At 56.8% G+C, this 20551-nt stretch carries 21 protein-coding genes, 1 tRNA gene, 2 rRNA genes and 1 pseudogene; 22 read left to right on the plus strand and 3 right to left on the minus strand.

The genetic code is table 11. The features are described from left to right. The 3 genes from ACTJJ1_RS13430 to ACTJJ1_RS13440 all read left to right on the plus strand — a co-directional run. Positions 1-84 (plus strand): 23S ribosomal RNA (locus ACTJJ1_RS13430); the annotation flags it as partial. Between the two features lie 105 nt (positions 85-189). Next, positions 190-305: ribosomal RNA gene (gene rrf / locus ACTJJ1_RS13435) — 5S ribosomal RNA — on the plus strand. A 95-nt stretch (positions 306-400) separates the two neighbouring features. Continuing rightward, a tRNA-Asp gene (locus ACTJJ1_RS13440) sits at positions 401-477 on the plus strand. 191 nt (positions 478-668) lie between these two features. Here ACTJJ1_RS13440 and ACTJJ1_RS13445 read toward each other — a convergent pair. Then, positions 669-1041: pseudogene (locus ACTJJ1_RS13445) on the minus strand (hypothetical protein). A gap of 284 nt (positions 1042-1325) precedes the next feature. Between ACTJJ1_RS13445 and ACTJJ1_RS13450 the strand changes: the two are divergent. The 17 genes from ACTJJ1_RS13450 to dkgB all read left to right on the plus strand — a co-directional run bounded on the left by ACTJJ1_RS13450 (position 1326) and on the right by dkgB (position 15803). Next, on the plus strand, positions 1326-2042 hold the full coding sequence (locus ACTJJ1_RS13450; RefSeq protein WP_409443528.1) for a beta-ketoacyl synthase chain length factor: 717 nt from the start codon (positions 1326-1328) through the stop codon (positions 2040-2042). Next, complete coding sequence (locus tag ACTJJ1_RS13455; protein ID WP_004948948.1) at positions 2042-2860, plus strand: lysophospholipid acyltransferase family protein; 819 nt, start codon at positions 2042-2044, stop codon at positions 2858-2860. The genes ACTJJ1_RS13450 and ACTJJ1_RS13455 overlap by 1 nt, the downstream gene beginning before the upstream one ends. A 4-nt stretch (positions 2861-2864) precedes the next feature. Continuing rightward, positions 2865-3125 (plus strand): phosphopantetheine-binding protein, encoded by a 261-nt coding sequence (locus ACTJJ1_RS13460; protein WP_004948950.1) that lies wholly within the window; start codon positions 2865-2867, stop codon positions 3123-3125. Positions 3126-3134: 9 nt separating this feature from the next. After that, positions 3135-3386: an acyl carrier protein gene (locus ACTJJ1_RS13465; RefSeq protein ID WP_004948952.1), complete on the plus strand. Its 252-nt coding sequence runs from the start codon at positions 3135-3137 to the stop codon at positions 3384-3386. Between the two features lie 15 nt (positions 3387-3401). Then, entirely contained in the window at positions 3402-3986 is a 585-nt protein-coding gene (locus ACTJJ1_RS13470; protein ID WP_122288771.1) for a hypothetical protein, read from the plus strand. Further along, a complete protein-coding gene (locus tag ACTJJ1_RS13475; RefSeq protein ID WP_440834029.1) occupies positions 3953-5326 on the plus strand; it encodes an AMP-binding protein in 1374 nt (457 codons plus the stop codon). The genes ACTJJ1_RS13470 and ACTJJ1_RS13475 overlap by 34 nt, the downstream gene beginning before the upstream one ends. Further along, entirely contained in the window at positions 5323-5667 is a 345-nt protein-coding gene (locus tag ACTJJ1_RS13480; RefSeq protein WP_004948957.1) for an ApeI family dehydratase, read from the plus strand. The genes ACTJJ1_RS13475 and ACTJJ1_RS13480 overlap by 4 nt, the downstream gene beginning before the upstream one ends. Next, on the plus strand, positions 5658-7370 hold the full coding sequence (locus tag ACTJJ1_RS13485; protein ID WP_440834032.1) for a glycosyltransferase family 2 protein: 1713 nt from the start codon (positions 5658-5660) through the stop codon (positions 7368-7370). The genes ACTJJ1_RS13480 and ACTJJ1_RS13485 overlap by 10 nt, the downstream gene beginning before the upstream one ends. Then, a complete protein-coding gene (locus ACTJJ1_RS13490) occupies positions 7367-7795 on the plus strand; it encodes an acyl-CoA thioesterase (RefSeq protein WP_004948959.1) in 429 nt (142 codons plus the stop codon). Before ACTJJ1_RS13485 ends, ACTJJ1_RS13490 begins: the two co-directional genes overlap by 4 nt. Then, the gene (locus ACTJJ1_RS13495; RefSeq protein ID WP_004948960.1) at positions 7792-8397 is read left to right on the plus strand and encodes a LolA family protein; all 606 of its coding nucleotides are present in this window, start codon (positions 7792-7794) and stop codon (positions 8395-8397) included. The genes ACTJJ1_RS13490 and ACTJJ1_RS13495 overlap by 4 nt, the downstream gene beginning before the upstream one ends. Next, complete coding sequence (locus ACTJJ1_RS13500; RefSeq protein WP_440834035.1) at positions 8372-10693, plus strand: MMPL family transporter; 2322 nt, start codon at positions 8372-8374, stop codon at positions 10691-10693. Before ACTJJ1_RS13495 ends, ACTJJ1_RS13500 begins: the two co-directional genes overlap by 26 nt. After that, on the plus strand, positions 10693-11265 hold the full coding sequence (locus ACTJJ1_RS13505) for a DUF3261 domain-containing protein (RefSeq protein WP_004948962.1): 573 nt from the start codon (positions 10693-10695) through the stop codon (positions 11263-11265). Before ACTJJ1_RS13500 ends, ACTJJ1_RS13505 begins: the two co-directional genes overlap by 1 nt. Beyond that, entirely contained in the window at positions 11265-12434 is a 1170-nt protein-coding gene (locus ACTJJ1_RS13510; RefSeq protein WP_440834037.1) for a beta-ketoacyl-[acyl-carrier-protein] synthase family protein, read from the plus strand. The genes ACTJJ1_RS13505 and ACTJJ1_RS13510 overlap by 1 nt, the downstream gene beginning before the upstream one ends. After that, positions 12431-12904 carry an ApeP family dehydratase gene (locus ACTJJ1_RS13515; protein WP_440834039.1) on the plus strand — a complete coding sequence of 158 codons (474 nt, stop codon included), beginning with the start codon at positions 12431-12433 and terminating at the stop codon, positions 12902-12904. Before ACTJJ1_RS13510 ends, ACTJJ1_RS13515 begins: the two co-directional genes overlap by 4 nt. Next, positions 12901-13632 carry a 3-ketoacyl-ACP reductase FabG2 gene (locus ACTJJ1_RS13520; protein ID WP_122288764.1) on the plus strand — a complete coding sequence of 244 codons (732 nt, stop codon included), beginning with the start codon at positions 12901-12903 and terminating at the stop codon, positions 13630-13632. Before ACTJJ1_RS13515 ends, ACTJJ1_RS13520 begins: the two co-directional genes overlap by 4 nt. Continuing rightward, complete coding sequence (locus tag ACTJJ1_RS13525; protein WP_440834041.1) at positions 13629-14858, plus strand: beta-ketoacyl-ACP synthase; 1230 nt, start codon at positions 13629-13631, stop codon at positions 14856-14858. Before ACTJJ1_RS13520 ends, ACTJJ1_RS13525 begins: the two co-directional genes overlap by 4 nt. A gap of 141 nt (positions 14859-14999) precedes the next feature. Next, entirely contained in the window at positions 15000-15803 is an 804-nt protein-coding gene (gene dkgB / locus ACTJJ1_RS13530; RefSeq protein ID WP_004948973.1) for a 2,5-didehydrogluconate reductase DkgB, read from the plus strand. A 42-nt stretch (positions 15804-15845) separates the two neighbouring features. Here the strand turns inward: dkgB and yafC are convergent, their stop codons facing one another. Continuing rightward, complete coding sequence (gene yafC, locus ACTJJ1_RS13535; RefSeq protein WP_004948974.1) at positions 15846-16733, minus strand: DNA-binding transcriptional regulator YafC; 888 nt, start codon at positions 16731-16733, stop codon at positions 15846-15848. Between the two features lie 107 nt (positions 16734-16840). Here yafC and ACTJJ1_RS13540 point away from each other — a divergent pair, with 107 nt between their 5' ends. Both ACTJJ1_RS13540 and ACTJJ1_RS13545 read left to right on the plus strand, forming a co-directional pair. Further along, a complete protein-coding gene (locus ACTJJ1_RS13540) occupies positions 16841-18016 on the plus strand; it encodes an MFS transporter (protein ID WP_004948976.1) in 1176 nt (391 codons plus the stop codon). A gap of 249 nt (positions 18017-18265) precedes the next feature. After that, positions 18266-19060 (plus strand): endonuclease/exonuclease/phosphatase family protein, encoded by a 795-nt coding sequence (locus tag ACTJJ1_RS13545; protein ID WP_013811593.1) that lies wholly within the window; start codon positions 18266-18268, stop codon positions 19058-19060. A 63-nt stretch (positions 19061-19123) separates the two neighbouring features. Here the strand turns inward: ACTJJ1_RS13545 and mltD are convergent, their stop codons facing one another. Then, positions 19124-20509, minus strand: coding sequence for a murein transglycosylase D (mltD, locus tag ACTJJ1_RS13550; RefSeq protein WP_170865750.1), 1386 nt, complete (start codon positions 20507-20509; stop codon positions 19124-19126). Positions 20510-20551 lie beyond the last annotated feature (42 nt).

Below are 20551 nucleotides of genomic sequence, written 5' to 3' on the forward strand. Positions count from 1 at the left end.
AGACTAAGACGTTGATAGGCTGGGTGTGTAAGTGCAGCGATGCATTGAGCTAACCAGTACTAATGATCCGTGAGGCTTAACCTTACAACACCGAAGGTGTTTTAGAGAGATTGGTTTTTGATTTTCAGCGATGTTCTTAGATTGGTTCTGATGGCTACGGGAGTAGCGGTTGGAATGAAACAGAATTTGCCTGGCGGCAATAGCGCGGTGGTCCCACCTGACCCCATGCCGAACTCAGAAGTGAAACGCCGTAGCGCCGATGGTAGTGTGGGGTCTCCCCATGCGAGAGTAGGACACTGCCAGGCATCAAATAAACGTTATCAGCATGACACCTGGTAATGAGCAGGATCGCCAAGTGCGGTTTTGCCTGCATCGAAAGATGCAACGTAAAAGAATCGGTGGAGCGGTAGTTCAGTTGGTTAGAATACCTGCCTGTCACGCAGGGGGTCGCGGGTTCGAGCCCCGTCCGTTCCGCCACTTATTGATAAGCCCTGAGTCTATGACTCAGGGCTTTTTCATATTGAAAACTTGTCATAATCGAAATATCGTTGCGTGTTTTATGCGATGAGAGACAATTATTGATAAATAATTGTCTGAATTTAACGCTAACATAAAGAATAATATGCCCGACATCATTACTTTTACTGGATGATGTACCTTACCGAATGTTATTTAATATTCTGCCGTGCCAGTTCTAACTGAATGTCCTTATTCAGATTAGCCTTCCAGCGATTGTAATTTGAATGAATCTTACCCTCTTTGGCATCCATATTGTTGCTTCCCACATACCTAATCTGGTAACGATTTGTACTGTAAGCGATATGGATGTCGTCTCTGTGTCCACGCAACAATATTTTTCCATCGATAACACCCTCACTGACCGGGTTGATAATCCAGCCACGGTTCAGCCCGACGTACCTGAACTTCGCTGTGGTTGCCAGCAATGCTTTGGTTGATGTTTTGCACTGGAGCGGTACCTGCACAGCCGCTAGCCAGAGCGGCGACGAATATGCCCACTAAAATGCGTGTTAAGGGTTTCATACTCTTTTCCCTGAGTGATAGTAAATAACAAATACATTAGCTATTATAATGTTTTAGGCGAGGTGTTACCTTCATTAAGGTACCAACAAGAACCATTGTCGATAAATATGGATGATTTTTATCGTGATAATTTTACGATGCTTAATTCTCTCTGCGTTACCTCTATAACTAAGCTTAATCATTTAATCGAATATGCCGAGCAAAAATAGGAATTTTGCGCATGCATTATTGGGTTAAATATAATAAATTTACGCACGGAATTTTTATGACCTGTAATGGCATTAATGGCGGGCGGCATGAATATACTCAGTTGGTGGGCGATGGCTCCCGATCGTGGAACGCGTGAAGCATGGCGCCAGTGGGCTACAGATACTCATTTTTCCGCTGAATACCGGGGTGTGTTACCCGCATGTTCCCATATACCGATGATGTCGCTACGGCGGATGAGTGCTGGAACGCGGTTGGCCGTCGAGAGCGGGCTGATCTTATTAAACGACCATCAGGCGGATATGGCGATTTTTACCAGTCGTCATGGTGAGCTGGAGCGTACGCACAAAATTCTTCAGCATCTGCATCAGGAACAGCCATTGTCACCCACAGATTTTGCCATGTCGGTGCACAACACAGCAGCAGGGTGGTTGACCATTACGGCGAAGAATACCTTACCGACCACCTCACTGGCTGCGGGTGAGGACAGTTTTCAACAGGGGATGATTGAAGCCCAGGCCGTGTTGGCCACCGGCAGTGCCGAGCGGGTGCTATTAATTGATTTTGACGGTATCGTACCGGAGGTTTACCAGCCTTTCATTCCGGCGAATCCCTTCCCCTATGCGGTCGCACTGCTGCTTGAAAGCGGCAATTCATTGAATTGTCGTACGGTAAGGCCTGGCCTGGATCGCCGTAAGGAACCACAGAGCCTGTCATTTTTGCGTGGCTGGCTTGGCGCAGATAAAGAATTCACGGTGCCTGGCCCGCAGCACTGTTGGATGTGGGAGCGCTGATGGTCAGGGTTATACCTGCTGAACAAATCCCCGAGCAATCTTCATGGGTGAACCGTTTCTGGCGGATTATCGCCACCGGTTTGTGTTTTTCGCTTTTCGGCCTCGGCGGGCTGTTGCTGTCCGGCATCTGGTTTAACCTGATGCGTCTGGCAGTGCGCGATCCTGCGCGCCGCAGCCAACTGACGCAAAATTCGATCCGAAACAGCTTTCGCTTTTTTCTGGGCACTACCCGCTTATTGGGCGTACTGGATTACCGTTTCGACGGTGCCGAGCGCCTCAAAGAGGATCGCGGTTGTCTGGTGATCGCCAACCATCCCAGCCTGCTGGATTATGTGCTGCTGGCTTCGCGCATGCCGCGCTGCGACTGCATCGTTAAAGAAGCCCTGCTGAATAATGTGTTTGTCAGCGGCGTGATAAAGGCGGCGGGTTACCTGGCCAATGCGGAGTCGGATCGTTTACTGGAACAATGCCGGCAACGTCTGGCTAGCGGCGGGACTATCCTGATCTTTCCTGAGGGGACACGTACCTCGCCAGGCAAGGCTCTCACACTACAGCGAGGGGCGGCAAATATAGCACTGCGCAGCCAGTGTGACATTAGGGTGGTACAGATTCACTGTCGCCCGCCCATGCTGACGAAACAGGGTAAATGGTATAACATTCCGCCGATAAAACCTCAGTTCCATATCACCGTTCAGGATAAGATCGAAACTCGTACCTTTATTCGTGCGGATGACGTTTCTCCCGCCCTTGCGGCAAGAAGATTAACCCAGCATTTAACTGACGCTTTACAGTCAGACTCTATAAATAATGAGAAATAGTGGAATGAATTTATTGAGCACCGAAATCAAGCAATTGATCATTGATACGCTCAATCTTGAAGGTATGACGCCGGAGGAGATTGACGCCGAAGCACCGCTGTTTGGTGATGGACTGGGCCTGGACTCGATTGATGCGTTGGAATTGGGCCTGGCATTAAAGAACCGTTATGGCGTGGTGCTGTCAGCTGAAAGCGAAGACATGCGCCAACATTTTTATTCCGTGGAAACGCTGGTGAAGTTTGTTTCTGCACTGCGTAGCAAATAAGAGGTTTTCATGGATAAGCAAGCTATTTACCTGCAAATTCAGGCGCTGCTGGTCAAACTGTTTGAACTGGATGCTGATGATATTAAACCGGAATCTCGCCTTTACGAAGAGCTGGAACTGGACAGCATTGATGCGGTAGATCTGGTGGTGCATCTGCAGAAAACCACCGGCAAGAAGATTAAGCCGGAAATGTTCAAGTCGGTGCGTACCGTGCAGGACGTGGTTGACGCTATCGATGAACTGCTGAAATCAGACAGTTAACCCCGCGGCGCTAAGATGAGAACCGCTTCTTGGCTGAACCCTGTTTTGCGGTTGCTGCAGAGCCTGACCTGGCTGCTGCTGTTGCTTTATCCCCTGGCGGTGTGGGCTGGCCTGACACGTTGGGGAACCACAATCCTGGCACCCTTACTGGCGGCGGTTTTTGCGTTGCGGCTGTTGGTTTTGCGCGGCAACCTGCACCGGCACATGTGGCTGGGCAAGGCGTTAGCCGGAGTAGGTATCCTGCTGGCACTCGCCAGTTGGGGGCTAAAACAGAGCCACTGGTTGCTGTATTACCCGGTGTTGGTCAACGTTTTACTGCTTTTGTTGTTTGCCTACTCCCTGTTTTCGCCGCCCACGGTGGTTGAACGGCTGGCACGAATTACCGAACCGCAATTAGGCGCCACCGGCGTGGCTTATACCCGACGGGTGACTCAGGTCTGGTGCGGGTTCTTTATAGTTAATGGCGCAATAGCGCTGGCAAGCTGCCTATCAGGCGATATAGCGCTCTGGACGCTGTACAACGGCGGCATCAGTTATCTGCTGATGGGGGCATTAATGGGTATTGAATGGATAGTCAGGAAAAGGATCAGGCGCGCCTGAGTTTACCGATGAGCCAGTGGCTCAGCGCGGATCGGGATGATTCGCTGCTTATTGCCTGGCGTGGCCCGCAGGCACTGCGCCTTGGCCAATTCCGCCGCGATGTCGCCGCCCTGGCCGCAAGGCTGGCAGGCAGGGAAGAACGCCGCTGGGCGCTGTGTTTTGAGGATAGTTATCGTTTTGCCGTTGCCTGGCTGGCATCGCTTTATGCCGCCAGGTTGCCGGTGATCTTCGGTCACCAGCGTGAAGCTATCCTCAAAGAGCAGCGGGCGGATTACGACGCTCTGCTGACCGATTTCCCTCTCAATCCCGGTACGCCGGTTCTGAGCGTGACAGAGGACTCTGTGGCGGATATCCCGCTGCCCGCCTGGCCTCAGGATCCCCGATTTATTATTTATACCTCAGGTTCGACCGGCCGGCCGCAGGCGGTAATCAAATCTGTCGCCTGCATGGATCGCGAGAGCGAACTGTTGGCCGCCGAGTGGGGCGAAGTCTTTCAGGGCTGCTGCGTGGCGGCATCGGTGTCTCATCAGCATATGTACGGCCTGAGTTTCCGCCTGTTCCTGCCGCTGGCGCTCGGCCTGCCGTTTGATGCGCAGCTGACGCAATATCATGAGCAACTGATTGCCAGGCATCAGGAACGGCGTCTGATTTTTGTCAGCAGCCCGGCGTGGCTTAAACGTTTGGATAACCGGTTGGCGTTTTCAGCCTGCGCCCAGGTGTTTTCCGCCGGTGGCCCGCTAACCTTTGCCGAAGCGCAGCTTACCCGGCAAATGCTGAAGGTGCTGCCGCTGGAGATTTACGGCACCACCGAAACCGGCATGCTGGCCTGGCGCAGGCAAACCAAGGAGGCAGAGCTTTGGCGGTTGTTTACGTCCATTGAGCTAAGGGTTAATTCGGATAAAAGCGTCAACGTAGCCTCGCCGCTGATACCTGATAGCGGTGAAGCGGCGCTGAGCGATATTATCCAGCTCGCGCCGAATGGCCGGCTGTTTCAGTTGGATGGCCGCGCCGATCGGATTATCAAGGTAGAAGAGAAACGTCTGTCGCTGACGGAAATTGAGCGCCGCCTGAAAGCCTTGCCGGAGGTCGCCGATGCCGCAGTGCTGCCACTCCAGCAAAGAGGGCGCACCCTGTTGGCGGCGGCGATAGTGCTTTCCCCGCACGGTGAAGCTCGCCGGCAACGCGTGTCCGAAGGGGCTTTCACCCGAGAACTGCGCCAGGCGCTGCGCAGATGGCTGGAGCCGGTGGCGCTGCCGCGCAGTTGGCGCATTATTGATGTCATCCCGCTTAACCCGCAGGGCAAACGCGCCTATGCCGAACTACAGGAGCTGTTTTTATGATGCAACCTGAGGTACTGCAACAGCAGGTGAGCGATGAGACCCACGCCAGCCTGTTATTGCGTCTGCCCGAGGGGCTGTTTTGGTTTCGCGGTCATTTTCCTGAGCAGCCGATCCTGCCCGGCGTGGCCCAAGTGAACTGGGCGATGCAGTATGCGCATCAGCTATTGGGCATCAAGGCGCCGTTCAAAGGTATCGACGTCGTCAAGTTTCAACAGCCTTTGTTACCGGAGCAGAGCGTATTGCTGTTACTTGAATGGCAACCGGCGCGCCACAAGTTGTTGTTCAGCTATCGCCTCGGTGAGGCTACCGCCAGCAGCGGTAAGATTTCGCTATGTCAGTGAGCGCGCCGTTCTCTCCTTGCATTGTCATCCCTTGTTTCAATCATGGGCAGATGATGGCCAACGTACTTGCCTCGCTGACCGGTTATGGCCTGCCGTGCCTGGTGGTGGATGATGGCAGCGCTGCCGCTACCGCCGATGAATTGCAACGGTTGGCGGCTGAGTTACCTTGGGTTCAACTGCTGCGGCTGGAGCAAAATCAGGGCAAAGGCGCGGCGGTGATCGCTGGGCTGCAATGGGCGCATCGCCAGGGCCACAGTCACGCTTTGCAGGTGGATGCCGACGGCCAGCATCAATTGAGCGATATCCCGGACATGATCGCCGAAGCGCGCGCTCATCCCGAATGTTTGATTTCCGGTCAACCGGTCTACGACAGCTCGGTACCGAAGGCGCGGCTGTATGGCCGCTATGTCACTCACGTATGGGTGTGGATAGAAACCCTGTCGCTGTCGCTGAAAGACAGCATGTGCGGTTTTCGCGTTTACCCGGTGGAATCGACGCTGGCGCTGGCGGAGAGTCATCCGCTCGGCAAGCGCATGGATTTCGATACCGAGGTGATGGTCAGGCTCTATTGGCAAGGCGTGCCGAGCCGTTTCCTGCCGACGCGCGTCACCTATCCGGCCGATGGCGTTTCCCATTTTGACGCGCTGCGCGACAACCTGCGTATTTCCTGGATGCACACCCGTTTGTTTTTCGGCATGTTGCCGCGTATTCCACGCCTGCTGCGTCGCAAGCCGGCGAGATCACTGCACTGGTCGGCAACCGAAGAGCGCCATGGTCTGTGGGGCATCCGGCTCATGCTGCAGGTTTACCGGCTATTTGGCCGCCGGGCATTTCAACTGCTGCTGTACCCGGTGATTGGCTACTTCTGGCTCACCGGCCGCGCTCAGCGCGAAGCATCGCGCGACTATCTGCAACGCCTGCGGCAGTTCGCACAGGACAGGCAACAAGCCTTGCCCGCACCGCTCAACAGTTTCCGTCACTTTATGCGCTTCGGCGATGCGATGCTCGATAAGCTGGCAAGCTGGCGGGGGGAACTGCATGACATTCAGTTGGTGGATCGCGCGGGCTTCGAGCGGCAGATCGCTTCCGGCCAAGGGACCTTGATCCTGGCTTCGCACCTGGGGGATATCGAGTCCTGTCGTGCGCTGGGCGAGCTGGATGCCAGCGTTAAGGTCAATGCGTTGGTGTTTACCGAACATGCCGAACGCTTCAACCAGGTGATGAAAGAGGTGAATCCGCGTGCCAATCTGAATCTGATTCAGGTCACTTCGCTGGGCCCGGAAACAGCCATGCGCCTGCAAGACAAGCTAAACGCCGGTGAATGGGTGGCGATTGTCGGCGATCGTACCTCCGCCGGAAAACATCAGCGTGGCGAACGGCCGCGCGTGGTGTGGAGCCATTTCCTCGGCAAGCCGGCGCCTTTTCCGCAGGGGCCGTTCGTCCTGGCTGCCGCGCTGCGCTGCCCGGTATTTCTGATGTTCGGCCTCAAGCAACAGGGGCGGCTGAACCTGTATTTCGAACCCTTTGCCGATCCGCTGCTGTTACCCCGCGGCCAGCGCCACCAGGCATTGCAGCAGGCGGTAGATAATTATGCCGCGCGGCTCGAGCACTATTGCCTGTTGGCGCCGCTCGACTGGTTCAATTTTTTCGATTTCTGGCAGTTGGCGGCGTGGCCGTCGGCGCAACAGGAGCCTGAGACATGAAACTAAAAGAGGATCCGCGTTTTTCCACCCGGATTGAGATGACTATCCCGTTCCATGATACCGACGCCATGGGCGTGGTGTGGCACGGCAACTACTTTCGCTATTTTGAGATCGCGCGCGAAGCCTTGCTGAAACAGTTCAATTACGGTTATCGCCAGATGCAGGCTTCGGGTTATGTTTGGCCGATCGTGGATACGCGGGTGAAATACATTGCGCCGGTGCTGTTTGAGCAACGGATCATCGTCTGCGCCGAACTGGAGGAGTACGAAAACCGTCTGCGCATTGGTTACCGTATCCTGGATGCGCAAAGCGGCAAAACCACCACCCGCGGGCACAGTATCCAGGTGGCGGTGGATGTTGAAAGCAAAGAGATGTGCTTTGTTTCACCGCAGATACTGTTGGATAACATCGGGGGCGAGCAATGAAAAGTTGGTTATTGATGGTCTTCGCCCTGTTCAGCCTGAGCGCCCAGGCGGTCACGCTGACGGAGTTGCAGCAGCGATTCGGCCAACAGCCGGTGTTGCGTGCCGAGTTCGAGCAACAGCGCAGCATCAGCGGTATGGCGAAACCGCTGAAATCGAGCGGCGAACTGCTGATTTCCCAACAAAAAGGGCTGTGGTGGTCACAGCAGAAACCTTTCCCGCTGACCTTGTTGCTGGACGATAAACGCATGGTGCAAACCCTGGCCGGCCAGCCTCCGCAGGTGGTGACGGCGGATAACAATCCGCAGATGTTCCAGTTCAACCACCTGCTGACCGCGTTGTTCCACGCCGACAGCCAGGCGCTGGAGCAAAACTTTGCCTTGCAGTTCAGCGATCTGGGGCACAACAAATGGCGGTTGATATTGACGCCAAAAACCACGCCGCTCGATCGCTTGTTTAAACGCATTACGCTCAATGGGGAGCAATTCCTGGAAACCATTGATATCGACGATATGCAAAGCGATGCCACGCACATTCGCTTCTTTAATCAACGTACGGCGCCGCAGGAACTGACCGTTGATGAGCAACAGCGTTTTGCGTCCTGAACAGCATCGGCGGTTGGCCTTTGGCTGGTTGGCGATTTGCCTGATATTGCTCGCGGCGCTGTGCTGGCTGCTGCCCCGTAGCCAGATCAACAGCAGTGTGCTGGCGTTATTGCCGAAGCAGCAACTGGCGGGCGTGCCCGATGAACTGGCCGACGGCTTCAGCCGCCGGCTCGATCGCCAATTAATGTGGCTGGTGAGTCCACCGCCAGGTGCGGACAGCGCCGCAGTGAGCTGGTGGTGGCAGCAATTGCGGCAGATGCCGGAATTGCAGCAGGTTGGCGGCCCGATGGACGCGCAACGCCAGCAGCAGTGGGGACGATTTTTTTATCAGCACCGCAACGTGTTGCTGGACGATGCCACCCGGCAACGGCTGAGGCAGGGGCCGGAGGCGCAAAGCCAGTGGATCCTCGGCCAGCTTTACTCGGCCTTCGCCGGCGTCAGCGGCAAGGAACTGGCTAACGACCCGCTGATGTTGGTGCGTGGTTCGCAGTTGGCGCAGCAGCGCAACGGCGGTTCACTGGGCTTATCAAACGGTTGGCTGGTGGCGCGTGACCCGCAGGGGCGCAGTTGGTACCTGCTGCACGCCGAGCTTGGCGCTTCCTCTTATGACATCGGCAGCGCACGAAGCACGGTAGATAAACTGACGGCGTTGCAACAGCAACTGCAACAACGTTGGCCGGGCGCCGAAGTATTGAACCGCGGCACGCTCTATTACAGCAACTACGCCAGCCAGCAGGCTGAACACGATATTTCGACCATTGGTCTGGCCTCGGTGGCGGGAGTCTTCCTGCTGGTGCTGTTAATGTTCCGCTCAGTACTGCCGTTGTTGCTTTGTGCGCTGTCGGTGGGGATCGGCGCCTTGGCGGGCACCGTCGCCACGCTGCTGGCGTTTGGTGAAATTCATTTGATGACGCTGGTGCTGAGCATCAGCATCGTCGGCATTTCGGCAGATTACGCGCTCTATTTTCTGACCGAGCGTCGGGTGCATGGGCAGCAGTCGACGCCGCTGGCCAGTTTGCAAAAACTGCTGCCGGCACTGTCGATGGCGCTGCTGACCACCGTGGTCGCCTATCTGGCGCTGTTGATTGCGCCGTTCCCGGGCTTGCAGCAGTTGGCGGTGTTTGCCGCCGCAGGCCTGAGCGCCGCCTGCATTACCGTGATCTGCTGGTATCCGCAGCTGTCGCGTCGGCTGCCGGTGCGTCCGGCGCCGGGGCTGGCGCTCATCCTTCGTTGGCTGCACGCCTGGCGCCATCGGCCACTGCTGCGCTACGGGCTGCCCGGCGCGGCGTTGCTGGTCATTATTGCCGGTTTCAGCCAACTGAAAGTGGATGACGATATCGGCCAACTGCAGGCGTTGCCGGTGGCGTTGCAGCAGCAAGAACAGCGTATCGCCGCGTTGACCGGCCAACATAACGATCAGAAATGGCTGGTGGTGTACGGTGCCAATGGCGAACAACTGCTGCAGCGGCTGGAGTTGTTGCAACCCAAGCTGGCACAGGCCAAACGGCAAGGCGTGCTGGCGGATTATCGCTTGCTGCCGCTGCCTTCGCATCAGCGTCAGCAGGAAAACGTCACCCTGTTGCAACGCATAGCGCCACAGGTGATGGCGCAGTTGCAGCAGGCGGAACTGACGCTGAATGCGCCTGACTTGACCGCTGATTGGGTGACGCCGCAACAGTGGCTGGACAGCGTGGTCAGCGAGGGCTGGCGTCTGCTTTGGCTGACGTTGCCTGATGGCCGCAGTGCGGCGCTGGTTCCGGTCAACGGCGTGCAAAACAGCGCGGCGATGCAGGCATTGGCTGGGCAGGTGCCGGGCACCGGTTGGATCGACCGGAAAACCGAATTCAGCGAACTGTTCGGCCAGTACCGGCTGTATCTTTCGTACCTGCTGGCGCTGTCGGTGGCGGCGATCGCACTGATCTACCTGTGGCGTTTTGGGTTGGGGCACGGCCTGCGCTGCATGGTACCGACGCTGTTGTCGCTGGGGTGCGGCATTGCGGTGCTGGCGCTGAGTGGCCATTCGCTGAATCTGTTTTCGCTGTTGGCGCTGATATTGGTCTTGGGGATCGGCATTAACTATACGCTGTTCTTCACCAATCCCCGGGGCACGCCGACCACCTCGATGTTCGCCATCTTTATGGCGGTCTTCACCACCCAACTGACCTTTGGCATGCTGGTACTGAGCCATACTCAGGCCATCAGCAGTTTTGGCATTGTACTAAGCAGCGGTATCGCCGTGGCATTTCTGTTGGCACCGCTGACGTTAGCAACGAAAAGAAAAAGAGGAAAAGCCTGATGCGCGGCTTACGAATGATGCTGTTAATGTTGGCAACCCTGCTGGCCGGCTGTGCCGGTTCGCAGGATCCCACCTTGCCGCAGGCGTGGCTGAAACCCGGCACGCGGGTGACATTGCCGCCGCCGGTGTTAGAGCAACCGATCAGCCAGCAACAGTTATTGACCGCCGAAGTGAAGGGACAGCGGCATTCGATGCTGGTGCTGCTCAATGCCGACGGCCGCCGCCTGCAACTGGTGGGGATGTCGCCGCTGGGCATCCGCTTGTTCAACCTGACCTATGATCGCCAGGGGATCCACACCGAGCAGTTGATCAAAACGGGTGAACTGCCGCCCGCCAGCCAGGTGCTGGCCGATATCATGCTGAGCTATTGGCCAGCGGCCGACTGGCAGCCCTTGCTGCCTGCAGGATGGCGGTTGGAGGATCGGCCGGAGGTGCGCCGTCTGTATGACGATCGCGGCGCGACGATCAGTGAAATTCGTTATCAGCAAGCCCATGGCCAACGCAACCCGCTGTCGATAGCCCAATCCGCTTTCCATTACCGCATCACCATTCAGAATCTGGGGAGCGAATAATGATCTATTTCACTGCCGTAGGGATGGTGAACGCTCTGGGTGGCAGTCTGCCGCAGATCGCGGAAAATTTGGCTCGCGGCGTAGCGCCTGGCATGCAGAGGCAGACGCAGTGGCTGCTTGGCGGCGCGCCCTCCTGGTTCGGTAACGTACAGGGCGAGCTGCCCGCCATTCCCGAGCCGCTCAAACGCCATCACTCTCGCAACAACCGCCTGCTGTTGGCCGCATTGGCGCAAATCGAGGCGCCGGTGCATGAGGCCATCGCCCGCTACGGCGCCGAACGCGTTGCGGTGATCATGGGCACCAGCACTTCCGGCATTCACGAAGGTGAGCTGGCGCTGCAACGGCATCAGGCAGGGCAGTGGCCGCAGGGCTATGATTATCAGCAGCAGGAGTTGGGCGACCCAGGCCAGTTCCTCAGCGCCTTTCTTGCTACCCGTGGCCCGGCCTACACCTTGTCTACCGCCTGTTCCTCCAGTGCACGCGCCATCATCAGCGGTAAACGCCTGATTGACGCCGGGCTGGTGGATGCGGCGATTGTGGGCGGTGCCGATAGTCTGTGCCAGATGCCGATCAACGGCTTCAACAGCCTGGAGTCGCTGTCGGCGGAGCGTTGCACGCCATTCGCCGCCGGGCGCAGCGGCATCAATATTGGCGAGGCCGCTGCGCTCATGCTGCTGACGCGTGAGCCGGCAGCCGTCGCCTTGCTGGGTGTCGGTGAGTCTTCCGATGCCTGGCATATGTCGGCACCGCATCCGGAAGGCGCCGGTGCAGAACGGGCTATCGACATGGCGCTGCGGCAGGCGGGTTTGAGCGCCGAACAGATCGGGTATATCAATCTGCACGGCACCGCGACGCGGCTTAACGATCGGGTAGAAGCTCAGGTGGTGAATCGCCTGTTTGGCGCGCAGACGCCGTGCAGCTCCACCAAGCACCTCACCGGCCACACGCTGGGTGCCGCCGGTGCGGTAGAAGCGGCACTGAGCTGGTTGTTATTGACCCAGCCATTGCCATTGCCGCAGCAGGATTTCAGCGTTTCGCCCTGCGATGGCGAGCTGGCACCGATAGGTCTGGTTTCCCGGCAGCAACCGTTGCGCCAGCGCGCTATCTTGTCGAATTCGTTTGCGTTCGGCGGCAATAATGCCTGCCTGTTGCTGGGGGATGCGCCATGAGTCGTTATCACATTGCGGAATACTATTTGCCCCACGCATCACCGATGGTGCTGCTGGAAAGGGTGCTTGAGGTAGGCGAGGAGCACGCTCAGTGCGCGGTGACGGTCAGCCCTGACGGCGTATTGGCTCCCTTTCTTGATGCGCAGGGCGCACTGCCTGGCTGGTACGGCATTGAGCTGATGGCGCAGGCCATCGGCGTCTGGAGCGGCTGGCATGGCAGGCAGCATGCCCAACCACCGCAGCTTGGCATGCTGCTCGGCGGGCGCGCCATCTACTGCGAATTGCCGGTATTTCCTGCCGGCAGCGAACTGCGGGTTAGCGTGCAGCAACTGCTGAAAGACGAAAAGCTGGCCAGTTTCGAATGTGAAATCGGTATCGATAATGTGCGGGTCGCACAGGGCAGGCTGAATACCTATCAGCCTGATCAACAAGAAATAATCCAATTGACTACCTTAAGGGGAAACGCATGATGCGTTCCGTTTTAGTCACCGGCGCCAGTAAAGGGATCGGTCAGGCTATTGCCTGCCGCCTGGCTGCGGATGGCTTTTTGATCGTCGTTCACTACCACCGCGATAAAACCGGGGCAGAGTTCACGCTGCAGCAAATTGTCGCCGCCGGCGGGCAAGGGCGTTTGATTCAGTTTGATATCAGCAACCGCACCCAATGCCGCGAGCAGCTTGAGCAAGATATTGAGGTTCACGGCGCCTATTACGGCGTGGTGAACAATGCGGGCATTACCCGCGATGGCGCTTTCCCGGCACTGAGCGAAGAGGACTGGGACGGGGTGATCCACACTAACCTCGACAGCTTCTACAATGTGCTTCACCCCTGCGTCATGCCGATGATTGGCCTGCGCAAAGGCGGGCGAATCATTGCGCTGTCGTCGGTTTCCGGCGTAATGGGTAACCGTGGGCAGGTCAACTACAGCGCGGCCAAGGCCGGCATAATCGGTGCCTGCAAGGCGCTGGCTGTCGAGTTGGCGAAACGCAAAATTACCGTTAACTGCATCGCTCCGGGCCTGATTGACACCGGCATGATTGACATGGAGCCGGCGGCGCTGATTGAAGCGATGCGTGCCATCCCGCTCAAACGCATGGGTTCGGCGGAAGAGGTGGCCGGGCTGGCCAGCTATTTGATGTCAGATATTGCCGGCTACGTAACGCGGCAGGTCATTTCCATTAACGGAGGAATGGTATGACGCAGCGAGTGGTTGTGACCGGCATGGCGGGCGTTACCGCTTTCGGCAATAACTGGGCGGACGTGTCCGGCCGGCTGAAGCAGGGTAAGAATGCGGTGCGTTATATGGCGCAATGGGAAGAGTATCAGGGGTTGAACACCCTCCTTGGCGCGCCGATCGATGATTTCGTGCTGCCGGAGCATTATACGCGCAAGCGCATCCGTTCGATGGGGCGCGTTTCACTGTTGGCTACCCGTGCGACCGAACTGGCGCTTGAGCAGGCCGGGTTGCTGGGTGAGGCGGTGTTGACCAACGGCGAGACCGGCATCGCCTACGGCTCCTCTACCGGCAGCACCAAACCGGTCAGCGAGTTCGCCACCATGCTGACGGAAAAACACACCAACAATATCACCGGCACCACTTATGTGCAGATGATGCCGCACACCGCAGCGGTGAATACCGGCCTGTTTTTCGGCCTGCGGGGACGGGTGATCCCGACCTCCAGCGCCTGTACTTCAGGCAGCCAGGCGATTGGCTACGCTTACGAGAGCATCCGCCACGGTTATCAGACGGTGATGGTGGCGGGCGGAGCCGAGGAGCTGTGTCCTTCGGAGGCGGCGGTGTTCGATACGTTGTTTGCGACCAGCCAGCAAAACGATCGCCCGGATATGTCGCCACGCCCGTTTGATCGTCAGCGCGACGGCCTGGTGATTGGCGAGGGGGCCGGAACCTTGATCCTTGAGTCGCTGGAGCATGCGCAGGCGCGCGGCGCCACTATTTACGGCGAGATTATCACTTTTGCGACCAACTGCGATGCGGCGCATATTACCCAACCGCAGCGGGAAACCATGCAGATTTGCATGCAGCAGGCGCTGAAGGCCTCTGGGCTGGCGACCGGCGATATCGGTTACATCAGCGCTCACGGTACGGCGACCGATCGCGGCGATATAGCGGAAAGCCAGGCAACGGCGGCGATTTTTGGCAACCGCACGCCAATCTCCTCGCTGAAAAGCTATTTTGGCCATACGTTGGGTGCCTGCGGCGCACTGGAAGCCTGGATGACGCTGGAGATGATGCGCGAAGGCCGCTTTGCGCCGACCATCAATCTCAGTGAACCGGACAGTGCCTGCGGCGATCTGGATTACATCATGGGTGAATATCGGCAAATTGATACCGAGTTCGTGCAATCGAACAACTTCGCGTTCGGGGGGATCAACACCTCGTTGATCCTGCGTCGCTGGGCGTAATTCCTGCAAACCGGGGCGCTCGCTCCGGTTATTGTTGTCGTTGAATCAAAAGTCTTATGCGCAATAGGGCGTTTTTGATCAACAAAACAGTTGCCATAATCCTCCCATATCGCATCAACATCCTAATGAGAGAATAACATTATGAGCATCCCTGCATTTGGTTTAGGCACTTTCCGTCTTCAGGATCAGGTCGTGATCGACTCGGTCGGCACTGCGCTGGAGTTGGGGTATCGCGCGATTGATACCGCGCAGATCTACGAAAACGAAGCGGCAGTGGGCCAGGCAATTGCCGCCAGCGGCATACCGCGCGACGAGTTGTTCATCACCACCAAGATTTGGATCGCCAATCTGGCGAAGGGCAAATTGATCCCGAGCCTGCAAGAGAGCCTGAGTAAGCTGCAAACAACCTACGTCGATTTGACGCTGATCCACTGGCCGTCACCCAATGGCGAAGTCCCCGTTGCCGAGTTTATGGCTGAGCTGCTGGAAGCCAAAAAACTGGGGCTGACGCGCCAAATCGGGGTGTCCAACTTCACCCTGGACCTGATGCAGCAGGCGATCGATGCCGTAGGTGCGGAGCAGATCGCGACTAACCAAGTTGAGCTATCCCCGTATCTGCAGAACCGCCAGGTGGTTGAGTTTGCTCAGCAGCACGGCATTGCCATCACCTCCTATATGACGCTGGCCTATGGCAAAGCGCTGCAGGATGAAACTATCAAGGCTATCGCGGCGCGGCGCAACGCGACCCCCGCTCAGGTTATCCTGGCCTGGGCGCTGCAACTGGGTTATGCGGTGATCCCTTCTTCCACTCGGCGTGAAAACCTGGCCAGCAACCTGCTGGCGCAGCAGTTGACGCTGACTGCGGAAGAAATGGCGGAGATGGCTACGCTGGAAAGCAATGGCCGTTTGGTTAGCCCGGAAGGCCTGGCGCCGAACTGGGATTAAGGTTCCGGAACATGTGCATCAGGGCGCCCAAGGGCGCCTTTTTTATTGCGCCAGGCGTTCGCTGACGAAGTCGATAAAGCTGCGCAGGCGGTTGCTGACCGCACTGTCGCTGTAATACACCGCATTGATCGGCATCGCTACCGGCAGGGTCTCTTTCACCAGAATCGGCACCAGATTGCCGCGTGCTATATCCGCGTCGATCATAAAATCCGACAGGCAGGCAATGCCGTTACCGTGCAGGCACAGATGACGCTGGGTTTCACCGCTGTTGGTGGTCAGCCCCGGCGTGATTTCCAGTTGACGGCCGTCGGTACAGGCCAGCGGCCAGCGGTTCAGGCTGGGCAGATCGTTAAAACCGATACAGCAATGCCGTTCCAGCGCCTCCACCGTCTGCGGCGTGCCGTACTGCGCCAGATAGGCGGGGGAGGCCAGCACGCGCCGATAGCTGGTCATCAGTTTACGCGCCTTCAGGGTGGAGTCGCTCAGTTCACCCACGCGGATGGCGATATCCACCTTACGTTCTATCAGGTTGATAAAGTTCTCTGACGACACCAGCGACAGCGACATCTCCGGGTAACGAGCCCTGAACTCCGCCACCAGCGGCGTCAATACGTGCAGCACCACCGGCGTAGCGGCGTCGATGCGCAGCAGCCCTTGTGGGCGCCGGCGGCTTTCCATCAGCGTATTTTCTGCCGCCGCCATATCGCTCAGTATCTTCTGCACCTGGCGGAAATAGTTTTCCCCTTCCTGCGTCAGGCTGATTTGCCGCGTAGTGCGATTTAGCAGCGTCACGCCCAGCTTGGCTTCCAGTTTCTTGACCGTGCGGCTGACCACCGAGTTGGCCTGTTCCAGCCGCTCAGCCGCCCGGCTGAAACTGCCGCTTTCCACCACGGTGACAAAAGTGATCAACTCATCGGAATTGGCCTTCATTGTTGCTCCATTGGCAAAATTAATTTGAAACTTTGAACATTTTTATCATTTAAGCATGGGCAGATAATAGCCGTCATCAACCTGAACGCTATTTGGAGTAAATAAACATGCCTCTCGCATTACTTGCATTGACCATCAGTGCCTTTGCTATCGGCACCACGGAGTTTGTGATAGTCGGCTTGATCCCGACCATCGCAGAGCAACTTGGCGTTACCGTGCCCTCTGCAGGGCTGCTGGTAACCATTTATGCTATCGGCGTGGCGATTGGCGCACCGGTGCTGACGGCATTGACCGGCCGCGTGCCGCGCAAGCTGCTGCTGATCGGTCTCATGGTGCTGTTCACCCTCGGCAACCTGCTGGCCTGGCAGGCTCCAGGCTATGAGTCGCTGGTGGTTGCTCGCCTGCTGACCGGCCTGGCGCACGGCGTATTCTTCTCAATCGGCTCTACTATCGCGACCGGCCTGGTGGCGAAAGAGAAGGCCGCCTCGGCGATCGCCATCATGTTCGGCGGCCTGACCGTGGCGCTGGTGACCGGGGTGCCGTTGGGGACCTTTATCGGCCAGCACTTCGGCTGGCGCGAAACCTTCCTGGCGGTATCACTGATTGGCGTTATTGCCACTGTGGCCAGCATCATTCTGGTCCCGAACAATATCAAGAATCAGGCCAGCGCCAGTATCGGCGAGCAGTTTAAAGTACTGACCCATCCGCGCCTGTTGCTGATCTACGCCATCACCGCCCTCGGTTACGGCGGCGTGTTCACCACCTTTACCTTCCTGGCGCCCATGATGCAGGAATTGGCGGGTTTCTCCGCTCCGGCGGTAAGCTGGATCCTGTTGGCCTATGGCATTGCGGTGGCGTTCGGTAACATCTGGGGGGGCAAACTGGCGGATCGTCATGGCGCCGTGCGCGCGCTGAGCTTTATCTTTGCCGCATTGGCCGCTCTGCTGCTGGCGTTCCAGTTTACTGCCGGCCACAGCATTGCCGCGTTGATAACGGTGATCGTCATGGGCGTGTTTGCCTTCGGCAACGTTCCGGGTTTGCAGGTGTATGTGGTGCAGAAAGCCGAGCAGTACACGCCGAACGCGGTGGATGTGGCTTCCGGTCTGAATATTGCGGCATTTAACGTGGGCATTGCGCTGGGGTCGGTGATTGGCGGCCAGACCGTAGCTACCCTGGGATTGGCGCAAACGCCGTGGATTGGCGCGTTGATCGTGCTGGTGGCCCTGTTGCTGGTTGGCCTTAGCGGGCGTCTGGATAAGAAGTACCAGCAGCAGCCTGCCTGATCCCCATGCTTTCACGCTATTCAGGCCCGCAGTTCATTTTGCGGGCCTTTTCGCATTTCTCACTCATCGTCGCTAACCTTTACATACATATACTGTCAGAACATTGAATTCCCTGTTTCAGGCCCCTATAACTGAAAAGGATATACCCCGCAAAAGCCATGCTGTCAGGTGAGGGCAGGCGTATAATAGATTCATTGTTGGCGGGAATGTCACCGTCAGTTTCATCCTCATGGGAAATAGGCGAATAGCGTGCCGAAACGAACTTATGCAATGAGGTATGTTGCAGGCCAGCCAGTTGAGCGAATTTTCCCTGGTGCCATCAACCAGCCGCTGCCGCCCGGGGCCGCATTGCCCACGGCAGGCGCGTTGCGGGTGATGGTGTGGAATATCTTTAAACAGCAGCGGGCGGACTGGCTCTCGGTGCTGAAAAACTATGGCAAGGATGCGCAGCTGGTGCTGTTGCAAGAAGCGCAAACTACGCCTGAACTGGTGAGCTTTGCCACTGCCAACTATCTGGCGGCCGATCAGGTGCCGGCATTTGCGTTGCCTCAACATCCTTCAGGCGTGATGACGCTGGCGGCGGCTCACCCGGTTTACTGCTGCCCGCTGCGTGAGCGTGAACCGCTACTGCGGTTAGCCAAGTCGGCCTTGATTACCGTCTATCCGCTGTTTAACGGCCAATTGCTGATGGTGGTAAATATCCATGCGGTGAATTTTAGCTTGGGTGTGGACGTATACAGTAAGCAACTGGGGCCAATCGGTGAGCAAATTGCTAATCACCATGGGCCGGTGATCATGGCCGGGGATTTTAATGCCTGGAGCCGCAAACGCATCAATGCGCTGTATCAGTTCGCCAGCGATATGGCGCTGCGCGAAGTGAATTTCACCGACGATCACCGCCGGAAAGCTTTTGGCCGCCCGTTGGACTTTGTCTTTTATCGCAATATGGGGGTCGCGGAGGCATCCGTACTGGTGACCAGCGCTTCGGATCATAACCCTCTGCTGGTGGAGTTTCATCCTGAGGCAGACAAGCCGCACTGGTAATGAGCGCTCAGCATTCAGCCAATAAAAAAGCACCCCGAAGGGTGCTTTTTTTGTGCCGGAAATTTAGGTATCCGGCGTCATTTTGTTGCTTACAAACAAGGTCAGTTTCAGACCGGGTTGCAGGCTGTTGCCTTTGCCGAGCGTTGAATTCCAACGCATCACGTCGGTAATATCGACGCGATGACGACGTGCAATACTGGCAAGCGAATCACCTTTACGAACTTGATAGGTGATACTGCTGTTACTGTCAGTGTTGCTGGCCACTTGCAGGGTTTGCCCAACTTTTAAAGCGCTCTTGGCACGCAAGTTGTTCCAACTCTGCAAATCGCTGGTTTTAATGTTCAACCGCTTGGCAATGCTCGATACCGTGTCGCCGGAGCGCACTTTATACGAGCTGCTACCAGACAAGCCGCTGTTCTTCGCCAACTGCGTCGTTGGCTGAGTCACCGCGATCTGGCCATCGGCCAGCGAGTCTTTCAGCTGATCGGCATTTCCTTTAGGAACCATAATGTAATGGGGCCCGTTGGGTGCCGTAACGCCTTTTTTGTAACCGGGGTTATAAGCTTTCATCTTGGTAATTGAAAGCCCAGCCATCTCAGCCGCCTGAGTTAACTGTATTTGCTGTCCGACATCAATACGAGCCAGCGCACGGGTGTTATCAGTCTTTGGCAGATTGATGCCGTACTGCTTGCTGTTTTTAATGATGTCGCTCAGCGCCAGCATTTTCGGGACATAAATTGACGTTTCACGCGGAAGCGACAATGCCCAGAAATTGGTTGGCTTACCCTGGCGTTTGTTTGCCTTAACCGCTTGCATGACACGGCCTTCACCACTGTTATAAGCGGCAATGGTCAATAACCAGTCACCGTTAAACATGCGGTTCAAGTACTGCATCATATCAAGCGCAGCAGTCGTCGAGGCCACGACATCGCGTCGCCCGTCATACCACTGGTTGTTTTTCAAACCATAATTGCGACCCGTTTGCGGCACGATTTGCCATAGCCCTGCGGCGTTGGCACTTGACGTGGCGTGTGGGTCAAAAGCGCTCTCCACTATGGGTAGCAGTACCAGTTCCATCGGCATATTACGTTTCTTAATCTGCCCGACTATCCAGTACATGTACGGCTCTGCCCGTAATGTTACATCGTGGAGATAGCTCTTACTTTTTAGGTACTTTCTTTTTTGATCACGGATCCGGGAATTTTCCGGAACCTCCATCTTCAGCTCGTCGCTAATGAAGTTCCACAGGTTCTGTTGCGCGGCACCACTATTGTTATCTAGCCACCGCGCCGAGCTCGCTCGACCATTCGCTGTGTACTCTCCTGCTTCACCTTCTTGACCTGCCGAAGACAAACTCTGTGCATGCTGTTCTGGGGCCGGTGCATCCTGCCTGGATGACTGGCACCCCACTAGCAAGACTGAGGCGAGAAATATCGCTTTAGCCTTCATGTGTGTGTCAATATAGTTGCTTAAAAGACGAGCAATCATACT

The sequence above is a fragment of the Serratia sp. 22264 genome, from assembly GCF_052045345.1.
Taxonomy (GTDB): Bacteria; Pseudomonadota; Gammaproteobacteria; order Enterobacterales; family Enterobacteriaceae; genus Serratia; species Serratia plymuthica.